This window comes from Ornatilinea apprima (genome assembly GCF_001306115.1).
In the GTDB taxonomy this organism is placed as follows: Bacteria; Chloroflexota; Anaerolineae; order Anaerolineales; family Anaerolineaceae; genus Ornatilinea; species Ornatilinea apprima.
In genome coordinates this window covers 158,347-175,997 of the sequence record NZ_LGCL01000040.1, presented here as the reverse complement: position 1 = coordinate 175,997, position 17,651 = coordinate 158,347, and the positions used below count along the sequence as shown (strand labels likewise).

Here is a 17,651-nt window from a genome sequence, read left to right as displayed (position 1 = left end):
TATGATCATTCACCAACCCGAAATTGTCCCTGCTGGTTCAGAAGTTCGCATGCAAGCGCGCGTGGAGACCCGCGCACCGAATCCAGGATTTCCCGATTCTATCTGGTTCAGTTACCCACAAGCCTACGCGCATGCCCTCTCCACCCGCGCTGACAGTCCTCTAGCAGCGTTGGTGCTGGTGGCAATGGCCCTGGGTGAGGACGTGGAATGCCGGGGAGAGGCGTCACCGCGATTAATCTACAATTTGAGTGAATATCAACGGGTTTTTTACCATTGGCAGCCGCAGTTGCTCCAAAAAGTAGGCATCCATGCAGAGAATCTAACCCCACCGCCTGCAAACCAGTTCAGTGCAGGTTATGCAACCACTTTCTCAGGTGGAGTCAATTCGTTCTTTACCATTCAACAGATGTTGACCCCTTCCTTGAAAAGCCCGCAGTGGCCGCTGAAATACGCTCTGTTTTTGCAAGGGTCGCCTGATCTACCCCTTGCATATCAGCGAAAATTTGAATATCTGGCAGAAAGATATGCCACATTGGCGCAAGAGCTCAATTTAGAATGGATTCCCGTGCGTACGAATCTGATGCGCTTTGCGGCAAATCGAATTCCATTCAATCTGCTTCTTGAGGCGCCTTTGGTCGGAGCGGCGCTGGGGATAAGCCCGATTCTGGCCGGTATGGTAATCCCATCTGGCAGGATGTATGAACGTTACAAAGACGCGGCTGCCGGCCCCATGACGACTTACTTGGTTGCCACAGAATCTTTTGAAGTGATTACACATGGCGGCGCTTTCACTCGTTTTGCGAAAACACAAGCCATCTCCGATTGGAAACCTGCGCAAAACAATTTGCGAGTGTGTTTGGATTGGCATGATGACACGGATATGAATTGTTGCTACTGCAGCAAGTGCTTACGCACCCGCATGGACTTAAATGTCATCGGCCGACTGGAGAAATTCACTACATTGAAATCCCCCTTCAAGTTCAAAGACCTTATCCTGTGGGGCAGCCAGATGGAAATTGGGTTTCGGGGGGAAAAAGATTACCTTGAGTATGCCTGGAAGCAGCGTAAAGAGCTGCTCCCCGGCATCTTGCTGGGCATATTGGTGGGCACTCCGCTCCGCCTGGCTCGCAAATATTCACCTAACTGGATAAAGAAATCGGTTTTTTGCGTGACCGATGAAAATGACCCTGAAAATACGTTCGTTCAGAATCCTGACATTCCGGAGAACCTGGCAGAATGATTATTTCAACACCAGAAATCCACACGAATGATGGCCGGGTAATTGTTTCGGCGCGTATCAGCTATGATCATCGCCCCTTGAATAAACCGGACATCGCCTGGTTCAGCTTTCCGGAAAAATACGCGCCGTTCGTCAGCGGGCGCGCGGACCCATTCGCGGTGAGCCTGCTTCCACTGGCGCAGGTCCTGGGTGAAGACCTTACCATTCAAGGCTCTCTTTCGCCGCGCCTCTTGAACGGCATGCGAGAGTATCAGCAGGTGATGGCATACTGGATTCCAAACCAAATGCGTTTGGTGAATATCATTGCCAACGACCTGCAACCTTTACCAGCACAGCGGGCAGGGAAAAATCTGGTAACCCTTTTTTCAGGTGGGGTCGATTCTTCCCATTCCCTGGTGTCTCACCTTCCAGAGTATCAGACAGACCTGGCATACCAGGTTCGTGGCGCGCTGTTCATCCACGGCCTCGATATTCCCTTTCAGAACCAGGCCAGCTATCTGGAGAGTCTGCAGATTTTTGAGAGACACCTCACTCCATTGGGGATTGAGCTGATCTCGTGTGCTACCAACCTTCATTATTTTTCTTCCGGGTTGCTGAAATGGGGCATTGCTCACGCGGGGGTGATCTTCGGGGCCGGTCTGGCGCTGGACGGATGGATAGCCAATCTGGTGGTGCCTTCTTCTTATTCGCTCGATGAATTAATCCCCAGGGGGATTTCCCCAATGGTTGATCACCTGCTTTCAACAGAAACCCTGAAGATTATTCATCATGGCGCGACTTCTTCACGAGTGGAGAAAGTGGCAGCCATTTCCAACTGGGAACCTGCTCAACAATTTTTGCGCGTTTGCGTGGATGAGAAGTATCGTTTCGCAGTTAATAATTGTTCTAAATGTGAGAAGTGCATTCGCACCATGACCATGTTGGAAATTTGTGGCACTTTACCGGCCTTTAAGACCTTCAAACAGCCTTTTGGAATACATGATATTTTCCGCTGGACGCCCCATTATGAATTTGGAGAAGTGTGGGTGCTGCAGACAATTCAGTTTGCCCGCTCGCAGGCAAAACACCAATACATCTTTCCTTTACAAGTGGCACATATTAAAGGAAGAATTCGCAATTGGATTTACAGACGGATACCCCGCTGGTTATTCAAGTTCCTCAAGGCACAAAAATTCCCTTACCAGCAAGACCTTTTTAACCCCGATTTCTTACCACCCGGGATGTGATCCGCATTTCCTCATCACCCAAGAATAAGGTGCGCGTTTGTCAGCGCGCGTTGTTTCAATTCTTCCAGCTTTTCGCGAGGAAAAGGTTGTCCCCTCGTTTCCAGAACAGCCTGGCTGACTTGCTGAATAGAGAGTTGGTTCAAATCAAAGCACAGCTCTGGCCGGTCGCTTTCAGAGTAATAGGTCTGTACCTTAGTGTCCCAGCTCAGGCCGATGGTCGAGATTCCGATGGCGTTCGCCAGGATGGCCGCATGAAGCCGGGCAGCGACCACCACCGAATAATCCCGCAGCGATGTCAGCAGCTGCTGGGGATTTACAGGACGCGTCGCCAGGCTCACCTGCGCCCAGCCCCGCCCCTGAGCGTGCGCGAACAGCGCTTGCGCGAAGAGATCATCAACCGGGCTGCCAGTGGTAAATAATTCCACCTGCCGGTTATTTGCGGCCAACTCGCCGACTAAATCGATCCATAATTGGTCCCAAGCGTGTTTAGAAAAGCGCTGTTCGCGCGGCAGGTGCAGGTTGGCTTCATTCCGGTTGATAACCCCTAACCCGATACAGCCGGTATTCCGCCCGGCTGGTGCGAAGGGATAAACATCTCCTGCCCAAATTGCCGGGTCCATGGTAACCTGGCTGGCCAGCCCAGGGCATAACATTTTTAATCGATTCTGAGAAAGGTGGTCGCGCAAGCTGATCGACTGCGCCCCAACCAGCGCATCGCACAGCAGTCTTCTACCCAGCCAGGTGTGGTTAGAACCCACTCCACAGGCGCTGAAGGAGAACGGCAAGTTGAGGGATTGCGCAACATGTATTAGGGAGGAGATTTTTAATGGGAAATTTAAAGCATCATCCATCAATAATTGACCACCACCCACAACCAGCAGATCCGCAGTCTCAAGCCTTTGCCGCCATTGGGAGCGCTGTCCGCGCAATCTTTTCACCTGTTGAGAGGCGATATTGAGCATCATTAATGCAGGGTAGAAAATGGGTAGCGCAGCCAGAAGCGCTACACGCTGGTTCAGGCCAACGCGTTCCGTTGCACCGCTCGATGAGATTCGCCCGCTTAAATCGATGGGGATGATTTCAATACTTGGGTCCAGCCGCTTCAACAGGTAGTGCAGACTGTCATGGATGGCGCGGTCCCCCACGTTGGCGCTGTATATTTCTCCACAAATTGCCAGGCGCTTCATCAAGTTTTCACCCTAGGGCTTGAGAGCAGCCTGGTAAATGTGGTTAAGCTGCTCCGAATAATCATCAAGATCATATAAACGGGCATTGGCCAGCCCCTTTTCCACATATTTCGCATATAAATCCGACTGCTCCAATAGCGCTTGCACTTTTCCGGCCAGCATTTCCACGTCGCCCTGGGGCACCAGAATGGAAGACTGATCCCCGTGAATCTCTTGGGCTGCCTCACTGTCGAAGATCACCACCGGCACACCGCAGGCCTGCGCCTCCAACTGCACCAGGCCAAACGCCTCCCGGATAGAAGGGATGATAAGCACATCCACCTGATGATAAAACACATCCATGTTGGAGATATATCCCAACAAAAAAACGCGCTCCTGCAGCCCCCTTTGGCGAATTTCTCTGGCTACTGTGGGGGCATCTGTACCGTCGCCGGCGACCAAAAAACAAGCCTCCGGCAGCCTGCCAGCCAGGTCGAGAACGGTTCGCCAGCCTTTGTACCCCACCAACCTTCCAGCAAACCCAATGCGTTTGCGGTTTTCCAGCCAGCGCGATTCGATCCCAAACACGGCTCCGGCCTCTCGCTCTGCGGGTTGAAAACAGCTCAAATCGACATAATTGCGAACCAGATGGACTTTCTCTATTGGCACACCGCAGGCATTGATCCTGTCCTGAATAAACTTTGATACGGCGATAAAGCGTCCGTACCGGTTAAGCCAGCGCACCAGAAAGGGATAATACCAGCGGGTTAGCAGAATGGAATCGTGCTCATGGAAAAACAGCGTGAGGTCAGTTTTGCTTCTGAGCACAAAAAAGAGCCATAAACCAAACATCCAACTGTAATGCAGATGGCAGTGGATAATTTGGATTTGGTTTTTGCGGATCTGATGGGGAACCTGTAACAAGTGAAATAACTGGAGAAGCAGGTTGTTCGTTGGCTTGGAGAGATAGCGATGGGCTGGGACGGAAAACTGTTTGTGATCACCACCTTTTTTGTGCAGCGGCAACAGCTGCGCAGAAGGAATCACATCGATAATGCCTTTAACAATGCGCTGTGCGCCCCCCAAGCAGAAATGATCGATAATGTGGAGTGATTTCAATCACGCATCCCAATCTGTACTCAGTATTTCCTTAGATATTATATATGATTCCCATCGCACGCCCCACCTTGTTGGTGGCATTGATCATAATCAAACATCAAATCAACAACCTCGCGTCTGTGCGGATTGGTTCTTAAGAATCATGGAATTGAGTCAAAATTGCCTCTTGACAAGCGACCAATAGTCGCTATAATAATAAGCAACCAACGTTCGCTAATAATTCAAGGACAAAAAAATGCCAAAAGGAATACCACTGACCGAAGAAGAACAGGCCCGCCGCCGCAAGGAAATTGCCCAGGTGGCCATTCAGCTCATCTTAAAAAAAGGATTTAACGAGACTTCCATGCGCGAGATTGCCGAAGCCGCCGGTACTGGTAAGTCCACGCTGTATGATTACTTCGCCACAAAAGACGACATCCTGATCTCCTATTTTGAAGATGAGATCCAGACGATCACTCAAAGCGCTCAGGAAATTGACCAACTGCCCATCACCGCCTTTGAAAAATTGCGCCGCGTGATGCAAAAGCACCTGGCTTACCTGTTGGAAAACAAACAGCTCTACATGCGCCTGACCATCGAAGCCCAACGCCTGGGTCTGGAAAGCCAGCAGCGCATGGCGGCCAGTCGCCACGCCTACCAGGATCTGATCTGCCGCATGATTGAAAAAGGCATCCAGGAAGGCAGCTTCCGCCCCATCGATCCGGTATTGGCCATGCGCATCATTCTGGGCACCATGACCCCGGTGGCTTTCACCACCCGCCCCACCGGCACGCCCGAAGAAATGCTGGATGTCTCCATGGATATCATTCTAAAGGGTATTCAGGCTTAATTTTTTTTATAGATAAGAGCGACTATCATTCGCTCTAAGAAGGAACAGGAATATGAAACCACTCATTCTCTCACTCAATGATGCCCGCGCCGACCTTGAAACCACTGGCGGTAAGGGCAGTTCGCTCACCCGCATGATCAACGCCGGTCTGCCAGTGCCGGGCGGCTTTCATGTAACCACACAGGCTTACCGCGATTTTGTAAGCGCCAACCAACTACAGGCTCCGATCCTGGCTGCTTTGCAAAAGGCAAACGCGGCCGATCCCTCTTCGTTGGAGCTGGTCTCGCAAGAAATCAACCAACGCTTCATTGACGGGCACATGCCTCAGGAAATCGCAGACGCTATTCGCCAGGCGTACGCCGCCCTGAACGATGCCCCGGTCGCAGTGCGATCCTCTGCCACCGCCGAAGACCTGCCCGACGCCTCTTTTGCAGGCCAGCAGGAAACTTATTTGAATATCCGCGGCACCGCCGCCGTGCTGGAAGCGGTAAAGAAATGCTGGGCCTCACTGTGGACGCCGCGCGCAATCGGTTACCGCATCAATAACAACATTGACCAGGATTCCGTCGCCCTGGCGGTGGTCGTGCAGGAACTGATCTTTGCTGACGCGGCCGGCATCCTCTTTACCGCCAACCCCATCAACGGCAAGCGCGACGAGCTGCTGATCAACGCCGCCTGGGGATTGGGCGAAGCGGTGGTCTCTGGCGCGGTAACCCCCGACACGCTGACCATTAACAAGCAGTCCGGTAAAGTAGTGCGGCGTGAGATTGCCGAGAAGCAGGTTATGACGGTGCGCACTTCGTCTGGGACAGAAGAACAACCGGTCCCCCAAGCAAAGCAGAATAAAGCGGTCTTGAATCCGCAACAAATCGCTGACCTGACGCAACTGGCAGTGAGAATTGAGCAGTTCTATGGAATGCCAATGGATGTGGAATGGGCGCTGGCCGGGAACACCTTTGCCATCGTCCAGGCGCGGCCGATCACTGTTTTACCGCTGGAATGGAAAGCCCCCGACCCAAAAGCCGTCTACGCGCGTGGCAGCCTGGCCGAGCACACACCCAGCCCGGTAACGCCCCTGTTTGCCACCCTTGGCTTGCATCTGGCCAATGAAGCTACCTTCGAAATGTGGGACCGAGTCATCGGGAAAAACGCCCGCAACCTGGTCGGAACAGACGGCTTCTATGTGCCGCTCAACGGCTATGTGTTTGGCGGCATCCGCATGGGCGGGAAAGATTTTTTCACCATCGCCAAAATGTCCATTTCGCAAATCGGACCTATTTTTCACGGAAGCGTGCCGCGCTGGCAGGCCGCCCGGCAGAAATTTGCTGCCATCGTTGACGAATGGGAAAACGCGGAATTGAAAAAACTGACCTGCGCTGAGTTAATGGATGCCATCCGCACCATTTTCCGGGCGTCCTGCGTCTACTTCACCGATATCCAGTCCACCCTGCCAGCCGCTTCCAGCAGCGAAGTGCTCTTCACGCGCTTTTATAACAGCCTGATTCGCCGCAAGACTGACCCGGAAGCAACCGTTTTTCTGGTTGGTTCAGACACCACCTCGCTGCGCGCCGAGAAATCGCTGTTCGATTTGGCCGAATGGCTGAAGCAAACGCCTGTGCTGGCCGAAATGATCACCAATACCGCCACAGCAGAGCTGCTCGCAAAAATGAGCCAGCCAGCCGAGCCTGCTGGAGTGGATGCCCCGGCTTGGGAAGAATGGAAACAGCGCTTCCAACAGCACATTAATCATTATGGGCGCACGGCTTATGAGTTCGATTTCGCCAATTCCACCCCGATGGAAACACCCGGCCCCACGCTGGATGCCCTCAAATCCTTCCTGAGCGGAAAAGGCAGTAATCCTTACCAGCGCCAGCAAGAAGCCATCGAAAAACGCGAGAAAGCCACAGCCGCGGTCCTGGCGCGCACTGGCTGGCCATTGAAAGGCTGGTTCACAGGCTTGCTGCGCTGGGCGCAAGAAACCAACCCCATGCGAGAAGACAGCATTTTCGACATGGGCATGGCCCACCCGCTGCTGCGGCGCATGTTCGCGGAGTTGGGCAGCCGCTTTGTTGCCCGCGGCGCGATGGACAAAATTGAAGATATCTACTGGCTGGAAGAAAACGAAGTCATGCAGTTGGTGCACGCGGTCGATCAAAACCAGGCGGTCGAGAATCTTTCCGAGCGCATTCCGGAGCGCAAGCAGAAATGGCAAACGTACCTTAAGGCCATGCCGCCAGTGATGCTGCCCGAAAAATCTGGCTGGCGCAAGTTAATCGGCGGCGGTGAGGCTGAAACCCGTAACGGGAAAACGGTTCTGAAAGGTGTGGGCACCAGCAGCGGAACCGTTACAGCCAGGGCCTGCGTGGTCTACAGTCCCGAAGATTTTGATAAACTTCGCCCCGGAGATGTGTTGGTCGCTGTAACCACTACCCCGGCCTGGACACCGCTCTTTGGCCTGGCATCCGCCGTGATTACCGACATCGGTGGTCCACTCAGCCACAGCAGCATTGTGGCCCGCGAGTATGGTATTCCGGCTGTCATGGCCGTGCGCTCGGCGACACGCACCATTCAAACCGGAAGCCTGATCACGGTAGATGGCGCAGCCGGAACCGTAACGCTGGAGGAGTAGCTCACCCGTCCCGCGAACCAAAGAAAATAGAATGACTGAGGCGCGCGCCGCATGCCAGGCTCGCGGTCTGCTTCGACGCGCGCCAAAACGAGATCAAAGATGAACATGAAAAAACCTGCAACGATTTTGAGTTTTACTTTACTGGTGGTTATGACCGGCTACGGCATGGTCATGCCAATCATGCCCTTCTACATTGAAAAGCTGGGCGCTGGCGGACGCGAATTGGGTTGGCTGATGGCCAGCTACTCGCTGATGCAGTTGATCTGCGCCCCGGCCTGGGGAATGCTCTCGGATCGCATCGGGCGCAAACCGGTGCTGACCATTGGCGTTCTGGGCTATGCCATCACCCTATTCTTGTTTGGGCTGGCCGATCAATTGTGGATGCTCTTTCTGGCGCGCTCGCTCTCAGGCATCCTTTCTTCGGCCACCATGCCAACTGCCATGGCCTACATAGGCGACCACGCGCCTAAGGAAGAACGCAGCCAGAGTATGGGGCAGCTCAGCGCGGCGATGGGCATAGGCGTTGTGGCCGGCCCACTGCTGGGCGGATTGCTTTCTTCCGACTCATTGGCGTTGCCCTTTTTTATAGGCGCAGGCATGGCGTTCCTGGCCTTTTTGCTGGTAATTTTCATCTTGCCAGAATCACAGGCTCCCCAGGCGCCATCCGGCCGTAAACCGCGTGTAAACCGTCTGGAGCTACGCCAGGTATTCACCAGCCCGGCAGCTATTCTGCTGCTGCCCATTTTCATCATGAGTTTTGGCCTGACCAGCTTTCAGGGCATCACCGGCCTGTATGTGGTTGACCGCTTCCAATTTAACACCCAACAGGTTGGTATCGTCTGGATGGTGATGGGAGGAGTGCTGGTTCTCGTGCAAGGGCTGCTGACCGGGCCGCTGTGCCGCCGCTTTGGCGAACTGCCTCTCATCCGTGTTGGCCTTTTTGGCGGAGCGCTTGGCTTTCTATTCTTCGCTCTGGCTGGACAATTCCTGACCATTCTACTGGCGCTGGGATTCTTCTCCCTATCATTGGCGCTGGTTGGCCCGGCGTTGAATGGGTACATCTCCCGTTTCGCGGGTGAGCGCCAGGGGACCGTGATGGGTATGAACAGCGCCGCAACCAGCCTGGGGCGCATCGTTGGCCCGCTGTGGGCGGGCTACCTGTATGATCTGAATCTTGTCTATCCGTTTTTCAGCGGCGCGGTTTCCCTGCTCTTGGGGCTGCTGGTTTGTCTGGTTGGAATTCGCCGTCAACCATCCAACGAGAAAAACCAGGCCGTGGTGATTTGAGATTTGATGCCGGCTCTTGCCGGCATTATTCTTCTACTTCAATTTCAATCGATTCCAGCCAGTTGCGCATTCGCTCTACAAGCAGTTCATGTTTGTACTGAAACCAGCGCTCCCTTTCTTCTGGATAATCAAGCAGGATGTTCTTAAACGCCCGGAACGCGCCGCGCCCGCTTGTGGCGTCTCTCAGGCGGATCTGCAAGGACGGGTCGGCAATCGTATCGATAAAGGTCTGCATGTCCGCGTAAGCGCCGCTGGATGTTTCAATCGGCACGCGCTCAAAACGGCCTTCCACATCGGTCTCAATCTGATCTATTTCCAGAAGCAACTCTCTCTGCCAATCCTGAACCCGCCCCGATGCGAAAGCCGCTTCCCAGTCAATTCTCTCAAGTTCGGAGCGATAGTACATATCATTCATCTGCTGATATAAAAACTGACCATCCTCGCCAATGGGGATGATTTTTCCAGTTTCCGTATCCAGATAGAAGATATTCAAGGGGCTGCTGGACTCAAATGCGAATTCAAGTTCACTCAGATCAACGATCAGTTTCTTCATTTAACATCACCTCAAAACTGGTCAATATGCGTTAAGAGATGAAAGTAGAGGAAGAATCATGAATGGCGAATGGCTTTCCGGACGATGGCCTCAATCAACTGATCATTGTTGCTCACATTCGGGTTCGCATTCATCTCTGTTAACCATTGTACAGCTTTTTCCCGCGCGTCGGGCTCAGTGGATGAATGAGCCAGCGCGGCTTGGAGCAATGCGGTTGCAGTGGAAAACTCTTGTTTCAACTGCAATACTCTGGAATAATTCACGCTCACCCGCGCCACCAGGTCAATTCCGTTGATATCCAGCGCCAGGCGAATCGCGCGCAGATAGTATTCCTGGCTCTTATCCAGCCTGTTCAGTGCACAGTAGATTTCTCCCAGGCTGTTGAGGCACACGATCACTGTCCAATGTTCCTGAAGTCGTTCCGCAATTCGCAAGGCGCTTTCAGAATATTTAAGCGCGGCCTGGAAATCTTCTTGAACGGTAGCCAGCTCACCAAGATTGCTATAGGCCAATGCGATGCCGTCCTGGTCGCCAATTTCTTCACAGATTTGAAGGCTGCGCAGATAATGCTCTCTTGCCCGCTCAAATTCTTCCTGAAGATGAAAGATTGTTCCAAGGTTATTGAGCATGATCGCTTGATTGTACCGGTCATCCAAATTCACGCTGATCTCATAACACTCATTGAACAGGTTAATGGCGTGCTGGTAATCGCCTTCATAGCAGGCCAGGTCGCCCAGTCGATTGAGCACAATCATCAGCTGGCGGGGGTTGCCACCTTGCCGACAGGAAATTAGAGCGCGTTCAAACGCAAATTTGGCTTCGCGGTTATTCCCTTGCCGGTTCCAGATGGAGCCCATTAAAGAGAGAGCGGACGATATGCCAAGATGATCTTGAGCCAGCTCAAAAAAATCGGACGCCAGTTTCGCGTACTGCTGTGCCAAAAGGAAGTTTTTCTCTCTCTGATAAAACCAGCCGAGATGAACCCGGCAATAGGCCAGTTCCTTCTGATCTGCAACCTTATTCAGAACTGCTTCACCGTTTAATAGAGATTGGCTTGCCAGATCGTTTTCGCGGATAGTATAGGCAAGAGATCCCAAACGGGATAGCAACATACCCATCGCGCGCTCATTACCCTTCTCATATTCGATACTTTGTATGGCTTTCTGAAACCATTGAATGCCCTCGTAGAAAAGACTGCGGATGGAGAAAAACTGATGCAGGCTGTCTACACAGGCTTCCATATCCGCGATACGCTTATTATCGCAAATCCATTCCCATGCCAGGCTCACATTTCCAAAGTCCCGGTGTAGATCAGCCAATGCTGTCGATTGATCGCGCCCCAATAGATGCGCAGATTTTTCAGCCAAAAACAATGAATAATAACCAGCATGTTTTTCTCGGGTAACTTGTAAATCCCCTCGATCGGCCAATTTTTCCTGCGCGTACTGCCGGATTGCTTCGTGAAGAGTACAGCGATAATGGTCTTCTTCGCGCAGCAATGATTTTGCCGCCAGACTTGAAAGAATGAAAGCAGAGGCAGAAGCAACCGCCTGGGCGGCTTGCCGGTCAAAACCATCTCGGAAAATGGATAAACGACATAAAGCTTCTTGCTCAAGACCAGATAAAAGGCTCCAGGAAACCTCAAAAGCCGCCTTCAAGCTGCGGTGGCGCGGTTGAGTGTTGGCCATGTTCGAAGTCAGCACATTCAGGTCTACATCTATTCTTTGCGCAACAGTTTCAAAGCCAACTTCTTGAATGGCGGCCACGGCTAACTCAATCCCAAGAGGCAGCCCATCTACAGCGCGGCAGATCTGGATGACAGCATTGAAGTTTGCATCATCGAATTTGAAACCGCGCTGCATCTGAATTGATCTTCTGAAGAACAAATCCAGCGCGTCGTAAGATTGAATTTCTTCAAGCGCTACTCCCCCATCAGTCGGAAAGCTCAATCCGTGCAGCAGATAAACACATTCCTGAATCAGATTAACTTTTTCACGAGAAGTGATCAGTATTCGCATACGAGATGACTGGCAAAGGATCTCGTCCAGTAATTGAGCGCTTTCTGGATCGACAAGAAGATGCTCAAAGTTGTCCAAGACCAGGAGGATTTCTCGATCTCGCAAATGATCCAACATCTGTTTTCTTTGGTCAATTTGCTCCGAGTAAACCAACCCAATCGCTTCTCCAATCAGTTGAACCACCTGCAAAGGATGGTTCGCAGTTATTACAGGCACAAAATATACGCCATCTGAAAAAATACCAACCAACTGCTGCGCAATTTCAATGGCTAATCTCGTTTTTCCAACACCGCCCGTTCCCAAGATCGTAATCAGGCGGTTTTCGCTGCATACGATCAAATCCATCACATCATCCAGTTCAGCCTTTCGACCAATGAAACTGGAAATGGCCCTGGGCAAATGATTCCTGATGACTGGGTAGTGGGGATGAATGACATCCTTTCCAGCAGATGCGGAACGAATTTTATCCATTAAGGTAATAACATCCGCAGATGGAACCACCCCTAACTGCTCTTTGAGGAAGGTTTGTAATGCAAAATACTGACTCTGCGCTGCGCTCCATTGTCCTTCTACCCCTAACATACGAATTACCCTTATGCGGGCAGATTCATCCCAGGGAGAGAGTTCAACAATCCGCATGGAAGATTGAATGGCGAGATGGTATTCTCCCCGCTTCTCGTGGTAATTGGCAATCGATGTCAGCGCGCGTATCGCCTGCAAGGCGATATTTTCGCGTGTGAGAGACGCCCATTCTTCAAACAAGGCGGATCTGCTGAGATAGAAATCCCGTAAAAATTGGCCCTCAAAAAGATCTGCCGCTTTGAAGAGCCAGCGAATATTGATCAAACCGTGACCGTTCTTCCATTCTACATGTTGGTACGCTTTTTTCAGAGCCTTCTTAAATTCACCAACATCAATCCAGATATCCGCTTCTGGATTCAGTTGGATGGAATCTCGATCCGATAGAAGGTATTCAGTTGCGTTTTGCTGATGATTGAAAACTTTTCTGAGGCTGGTCAAGGTCTGTCGAAGGTTATGCAGCGCGCGCTCTTCTGTCTCATCCGTCCACAATAAACCAGCCAAATGCGAACGCTTAATCGGTCTGCCGATCTCGACAGCCAGGTAAGCGACCAATGCCCGGGCTTTTTCTGTCTCAAAACCAGAGACAACCGCTCCATCGTATTTCACCTGAAAATCGCCTAAACACCGGATTTGCAATCTGGCCATAATCACTGCCTTGTGTACCTGGTGAAAGATGAATGTGGTTCTTTGACGGTCTTATGACGGTGCGCGAATACAATAAAGCTAACCCATACAATATCTATTTTATCCGTTATTGGTTTTGTAATTTTGTTATTCGCATTCAGTTTTTGAAGAGCAATTCGTGTTTCCTTGTGAACAATGATGGAGGGATTGAGGATGAAAAAACCGTGGATATGGCTGGCTGGAATCTTGATTTGCTCAGCAATTGCGTGTGGCGCCCCAATCCAAGACAGGCCAGAGCCGACCCTTTTGCCAACGCTCACCCCAGCGCCGCGGGATTTATCGCCAACTCCGCCCCCCACTTCAACCGCTGTTATCCTCCCGCCATCAAGCCAGCAAGCAAAAATTGACGACAATCAGAGGCGGTTATGGGCAGTAGAAGCCGTTTCTGATCTGATGTATTCGGAAACGGATATGGTTTTGGGTTCTCCGGATGTAGACATGTGTGGAGACGCCTTCGCTGCCTGGACGAATCTGAATCCAGAAACCAGCCCATCGGAATACTTCCTCCAGCTAACCTACCCTTACAGGGTGAGTATGACGGAAGTAAATGTGGTTATCAGCGGAAACCCCGGTGGCCGAATGAGAGTAGAGGTCTTGGATTCTTCATCAGGTTTAGGCAGAGAGATCTTTAACGGAAATGCTGATACAGATGGCGCTTGCCCGGGAATATTCACCATTCCCGTTTCTGAAAATCTGAGTGTCGATACCGTGATTCTCACTTTCTCCAACACTGATCAGCCAATGCAAATCGACGCGGTAGAGCTGGTTGGGAACCTGACCGGCTTTGTTGACCTGCCAGTTTTCTGGCGCATACCCATACCTGCCGATTCGCTTTCCGATGCGGACAGCCAATTCCCCGGTGGAATTGCCGTTGACCCGCTGGAGAACTCGTTGTTTCTGGCCAATGGACGCAACGGCCTATACCGCTACGATGTGGAAGGCAACTTACTCAAAACCTATAGCGTGCCGTCCGAATCGAATTTACGAGACGTCGCAGCCGATCGCTTCGGAATGATTGTTGTAACCGATAACGTGTATCAGTGGTACATATCCATGTTGTTTGATGGAACACAGGTCGTTGCGGGAGGTGAAGACTTTGCCTGGAATTACCCCAAAGCAGTAGCGATTAGCCCTTATGACGGCAATGTTTATCTGCTGGATGAATCTGAAGAAACATCGCGGATTCGTGTGTATACCAGTGACACGGGGGATTGGGTTCGAGATATTTACCTGGAACCCAGGGGAATAGATGGCTATAAGGGATTGGCTTTTGACCCCGATGCTTATTTGTATATCAGTGACCAGATTGAAGGCGGATTACTTAGAATTGAACCGATGACTGGGGCAATACTCGATACAATCGGATATCTTGAACTTGCGCCGTCATCCGTGTCTGACCTGGCAATCGATGATCATGGCAACTTCTATGTGCTCATGAGCACCAGTCCCGATGACAGCGCGGTTTATGTGCTCAATCCACAGGGCACCTTAATCGGCCGCTTTGGTCATCTTAACTACGACGGCAGCGACTGGAGCGAAGGAACATTTCAACTCCCTGTCGGCATTGCTGTAACAGGGGATGGTCGCTTTGTCTTCATCTGTGAAAACGGGTTTTTGACAGCCTATCGATGGGAAGAACAATGAGAAAACTATATTTATGCTGGTTCACCTTCTTTACGTTCACCCTGGCTGGCGGGTGTTCACCTCTACAAAAAACGGAGACGGGGATGAATGAGCTGATTGAAGTCACCTACACATCAGATGCCGGAAGCATTCTCCCTGAGCTTCAATGGCATGAAGAAATCATCGTCAACGAGGATGCTGTTACCTTCCTTCGCAATGGAAAAACCCCTGATACAAAGGTAAATGCGGGAACCTGGAATGTGCAAACTGACGAAAAAACACTTCAAGCGTTATTTAGTGCTCTTAAGAACGTAGATTGTGCAAATATCAAGCGCATCGAACCAACCGATCCGCCCGATGGCGGTGGAACCGAGACTTACATATTGCGCTTTGCAGATGAAACCACCTGCTCATTATATTTTGATCCGGGAACAAGTTATGAAAATGGAGATTTTGTGGTTAAACCAGTGCAGAATTTCATGCAGGCGTTGGCATTCCCTCCGGAAGCTCTGAACCGCTACATAGATTAATGGTGAAAAAATTGTTTACTGCTGATAAGACGAACTTAATTCCCATCATTTGCGCCGCGAAGTAGGGTAGAATAGACCGGTTGTTTATCACACGATCCTATCAAGGCGGACCAGATGGAAAATGGATTATTGGTATACGGCGGGCAAATCGCGGCTCTGACTGCGGCCTTTTTGTGGGCGGCAGTCTCCTTTTTATTCTTACGCATCCGCGAACATATCTCTGCCATGGAATTAAACCTGGTCAAGGGACTTTTGGCCATCCTCTTGTTAGGCGGCACCTCGTTCCTGCTCAGTGAGCCGCTTTCCGCGATCCACCCCCAGGGGTTGTTGATTTTGCTGGTCAGCGGCGTGATTGGCATTGGCATCGGCGATACGGCTTATTTCCAGGCATTAAAAGACCTGGGCGCGCGGCTGGCTTTGCTATTGATGAGCCTTGCTCCGCCCATCGCGGCCATTATCGCCCTCATCTTTCTCAACGAATCCTTATCGGTGTGGGCCTGGGTGGGTATCTTCCTGGCCGTGGGCGGGATCATCTGGGTAGTCACCGAGGAAAATGAAAACGGGTCCGCGCAAGCTAATCCTAAATATCGCTGGCGCGGAATCATTTTTGGGCTTCTTTCAGCCATCGGCCAGGCAACGGGGGTAGTGATGTCGCGGGCCGTGCTGACCCAAACGGAAATCAGCTCGCTGCAAAGCGCCGTTCTGCGCCTGGTGGCTGGGGCTGCTTTCATCCTTGTCTGGTTGTTGATCTCGCACCAACCGCCCGGAAAATGGATGAAGAAAAATGAAGCCCGTAAACTGTGGGGCTGGATTTTTGGCGCGGCCTTTTTCGGCACCTACATGTGCCTATGGCTGCAGCAAATCTCGCTCGACCTGGCTCCTGCCGGGATTGTGCAAACCCTGCTCTCCACCAGTCCGCTGTTTGTGCTGCCCATGGCCGCCCTGCGGAAAGAGAAGATCAGTGTGCGCGCCATCGTAGGCGCGATGGTGGCATTTGCAGGCATCTATCTTCTGTTTGCGATGTAGGGGATATTTTTTCTACCAACCTTGAGCTTTTGTTGTAGATGCTAAACGCACGCCATCTATAACCAGCGCTCATTCAAAAACCTCCTCCATGGAGCCGTGAATAACGGCTCCATTTTTTATTCGGCTGCCTGAATAAGTATGTCTAACAGGTCAACAAATCCCCCGCCAGACGGAGCCATAATCCATCTGGCGGGTGAGCCGTGGAAGCGGTTCTGCTTCTATACTTGGGGCTATCGAACTACCAAGACTGAAAGGAAATAAACCGATGCAAAAAATACACGAATTTGCAAAAAACAAACCCGTTCTCTTTTCACTGCTGGCGCTTGTCCTGGGGGTTGTGCTCACGGAGATCCCCCTCAAGACTCTTTTGTCTCCCTATACCGGTGATCAGATCGCTCATTACGTTACCCTTATTCTGGAACAAGGCCTAACCGGTTTGCTGTTTTTCTGGTTAATCAAACGCTTCAACTGGCTGGATACCGCCGGGTTTACCCCATTCAAAAAATGGAAATCCCTCTGGCTTGGCTGGCCGTTGCTGCTGTTTACCTTGATCAATGTGGAAGAAGGCATTGTTATTGATACCTCCAAGCCATTGTTGATCGTGCTTCATCTGCTAACGGCACTTTCCACCGGCTGGGTAGAAGAAGTGCTTTGCCGTGGTGTGGTTGTAACCGCCCTGCTAAAGAAATGGGGCAGCAGCCGCAAAGGCATCTACCTGTCTGTGCTGGTCGCAAGCGTGCTATTCGGATTGGCGCACCTGACAAACTTCCTGGCTGGCCGCAAGCCGCTGCTGAACAATGTGACACAGGTTATCTTCTGCATTTTCTTTGGGGTCATCTTTGCGGCTTGCATATTACGCAATCGCACAATCTGGCCCATGATCGTGCTGCACGCCGCAGTGGACTGGGCAGCAACGTTGCGAGAAATTTCTATCGGCGGAGGTTTACGAACCGAAGTGCCGGTGATGTCGATTGAAAGCGCCGTGGTGAGCATCCTGATTACGCTGCCGCTCTTCATTTACGGTCTGATTATCCTTCGAAAAGTAGAGCCAGCTTCCCTGAATTTGGAGATGAGTGCATGACCTTTCTGATCGTTTTTTTGCCGCTACTCTTATTTGCTCTTCTATCCCTCATGCCATT

Annotated in this window: 15 protein-coding genes; 11 read left to right on the top strand and 4 right to left on the bottom strand. The window is 51.5% G+C overall.

The features are described 5' to 3' along the window. Window position 1 precedes the first annotated feature (1 nt). Both ADN00_RS16685 and ADN00_RS16680 read left to right on the top strand, forming a co-directional pair. Entirely contained in the window at window positions 2-1,240 is a 1,239-nt protein-coding gene (locus tag ADN00_RS16685; protein ID WP_075064144.1) for a hypothetical protein, read from the top strand. After that, complete coding sequence (locus tag ADN00_RS16680; protein WP_075064143.1) at window positions 1,237-2,466, top strand: hypothetical protein; 1,230 nt, start codon at window positions 1,237-1,239, stop codon at window positions 2,464-2,466. The genes ADN00_RS16685 and ADN00_RS16680 overlap by 4 nt, the downstream gene beginning before the upstream one ends. Window positions 2,467-2,480: 14 nt before the next feature. On the opposite strand, the gene ADN00_RS16675 is transcribed toward ADN00_RS16680, so the two are convergent. Together ADN00_RS16675 and ADN00_RS16670 are read right to left on the bottom strand one after the other, a co-directional pair. After that, complete coding sequence (locus tag ADN00_RS16675) at window positions 2,481-3,653, bottom strand: polysaccharide pyruvyl transferase family protein (RefSeq protein ID WP_075064142.1); 1,173 nt, start codon at window positions 3,651-3,653, stop codon at window positions 2,481-2,483. A gap of 12 nt (window positions 3,654-3,665) precedes the next feature. Beyond that, on the bottom strand, window positions 3,666-4,658 hold the full coding sequence (locus tag ADN00_RS16670) for a glycosyltransferase (protein ID WP_269083474.1): 993 nt from the start codon (window positions 4,656-4,658) through the stop codon (window positions 3,666-3,668). Between ADN00_RS16670 and ADN00_RS20340 the strand changes: the two genes are divergently transcribed. From ADN00_RS20340 to ADN00_RS16655, 4 genes are all read left to right on the top strand, one after another. Continuing rightward, window positions 4,605-4,745 (top strand): hypothetical protein, encoded by a 141-nt coding sequence (locus ADN00_RS20340; protein ID WP_236691535.1) that lies wholly within the window; start codon window positions 4,605-4,607, stop codon window positions 4,743-4,745. The two genes, ADN00_RS16670 and ADN00_RS20340, sit on opposite strands and share 54 nt — an antisense overlap. Window positions 4,746-4,986: 241 nt before the next feature. After that, a complete protein-coding gene (locus tag ADN00_RS16665; RefSeq protein ID WP_075064140.1) occupies window positions 4,987-5,580 on the top strand; it encodes a TetR/AcrR family transcriptional regulator in 594 nt (197 codons plus the stop codon). Between the two features lie 52 nt (window positions 5,581-5,632). Next, entirely contained in the window at window positions 5,633-8,209 is a 2,577-nt protein-coding gene (locus tag ADN00_RS16660) for a PEP/pyruvate-binding domain-containing protein (protein ID WP_075064139.1), read from the top strand. A gap of 51 nt (window positions 8,210-8,260) precedes the next feature. Next, a complete protein-coding gene (locus ADN00_RS16655) occupies window positions 8,261-9,496 on the top strand; it encodes an MFS transporter (protein WP_075064138.1) in 1,236 nt (411 codons plus the stop codon). A gap of 25 nt (window positions 9,497-9,521) precedes the next feature. On the opposite strand, the gene ADN00_RS16650 is transcribed toward ADN00_RS16655, so the two are convergent. Then, window positions 9,522-10,049 (bottom strand): UPF0158 family protein, encoded by a 528-nt coding sequence (locus ADN00_RS16650; protein WP_075064137.1) that lies wholly within the window; start codon window positions 10,047-10,049, stop codon window positions 9,522-9,524. A 56-nt stretch (window positions 10,050-10,105) separates the two neighbouring features. Continuing rightward, on the bottom strand, window positions 10,106-13,201 hold the full coding sequence (locus tag ADN00_RS16645; protein ID WP_160317553.1) for a tetratricopeptide repeat protein: 3,096 nt from the start codon (window positions 13,199-13,201) through the stop codon (window positions 10,106-10,108). Between the two features lie 125 nt (window positions 13,202-13,326). Here ADN00_RS16645 and ADN00_RS16640 point away from each other — a divergent pair, with 125 nt between their 5' ends. From ADN00_RS16640 to ADN00_RS16620, 5 genes are all read left to right on the top strand, one after another. Next, on the top strand, window positions 13,327-13,680 hold the full coding sequence (locus tag ADN00_RS16640; protein WP_075064135.1) for a hypothetical protein: 354 nt from the start codon (window positions 13,327-13,329) through the stop codon (window positions 13,678-13,680). 187 nt (window positions 13,681-13,867) lie between these two features. Beyond that, window positions 13,868-14,977 (top strand): NHL repeat-containing protein, encoded by a 1,110-nt coding sequence (locus tag ADN00_RS16635; RefSeq protein WP_152966400.1) that lies wholly within the window; start codon window positions 13,868-13,870, stop codon window positions 14,975-14,977. 83 nt (window positions 14,978-15,060) lie between these two features. After that, window positions 15,061-15,486, top strand: coding sequence for a hypothetical protein (locus ADN00_RS16630; protein ID WP_075064133.1), 426 nt, complete (start codon window positions 15,061-15,063; stop codon window positions 15,484-15,486). Between the two features lie 114 nt (window positions 15,487-15,600). Continuing rightward, window positions 15,601-16,512 carry a DMT family transporter gene (locus ADN00_RS16625; protein ID WP_075064132.1) on the top strand — a complete coding sequence of 304 codons (912 nt, stop codon included), beginning with the start codon at window positions 15,601-15,603 and terminating at the stop codon, window positions 16,510-16,512. A 265-nt stretch (window positions 16,513-16,777) separates the two neighbouring features. Beyond that, the gene (locus tag ADN00_RS16620; protein WP_075064131.1) at window positions 16,778-17,593 is read left to right on the top strand and encodes a CPBP family intramembrane glutamic endopeptidase; all 816 of its coding nucleotides are present in this window, start codon (window positions 16,778-16,780) and stop codon (window positions 17,591-17,593) included. The last annotated feature ends 58 nt before the right edge of the window (window positions 17,594-17,651 follow it).